This window comes from Polaromonas sp. P1_G2, from assembly GCF_056405515.1.
Genome location: NZ_JBFUBY010000683.1, coordinates 1 through 628, shown reverse-complemented (window position 1 = coordinate 628; position 628 = coordinate 1). Strand labels below are relative to the sequence as shown.

The following is a 628-nucleotide window of genomic DNA, read 5'->3' as shown; positions in this document are numbered from 1 at the left end:
CGACCCCGGCAATGCCGAGGATTTCACCGGGCCGAAGCGTCAGGTCGATGCCGTCGAGGCTGGTGCCTTCGCTGTCGGGCCTGGTCGAAACGCCCGACAGGGCCAGCACCGGAGCCGAGGCCGTCGAGCTGTGTGCCTTGGGCGTCTCGTGCGTTACAGCCGCCGCGCCGGTCAGCGCCTGCCGGTCCTCCGCGGCCAGGCTGCGTGCGGCGTCGCCAACGATCAGATTTGCCAGGCGTTCGGCGGTGATGTCGGCGCAGGCGAGCGGACCGTCAACCAGCCTGCCACCGCGCAGCACCGTCACTGTGTCGGCAATGCCGAGCACTTCACGAATCTTGTGCAGGATGAGGATGACGGTCACGCCGCGCTGCTTCAGCCGGCGGACACGGGCAAACAGCATTTCTATGCCCGAGGGCGAAAGCACTGCGGTGGGCTCGTCGAGGATCAGCACCTTGGSWTCGGTGASCAGCGCCCGGGCGATCTCGATGCCTTGCTGGGTTTCGATCGGCAGGACGCGAATGCGCTTCGACAGCTCGACATGCACGTCGAGGCCTTCGAGATGCGGTTGCCAGCGCTTGATCAGCCCATTGCGCGTGAAAAGCCCGCCCTTGCCGGTGGCACCAAACTC

Annotated in this window: 1 protein-coding gene; it reads right to left on the bottom strand. The window is 66.6% G+C overall.

All coding sequences use genetic code 11. The annotated features are described in order from the left end of the window. The coding region (locus tag AC1D0P_RS26930; RefSeq protein ID WP_477679531.1) for a sugar ABC transporter ATP-binding protein at positions 1-628 on the bottom strand (628 nt) is incomplete at both ends.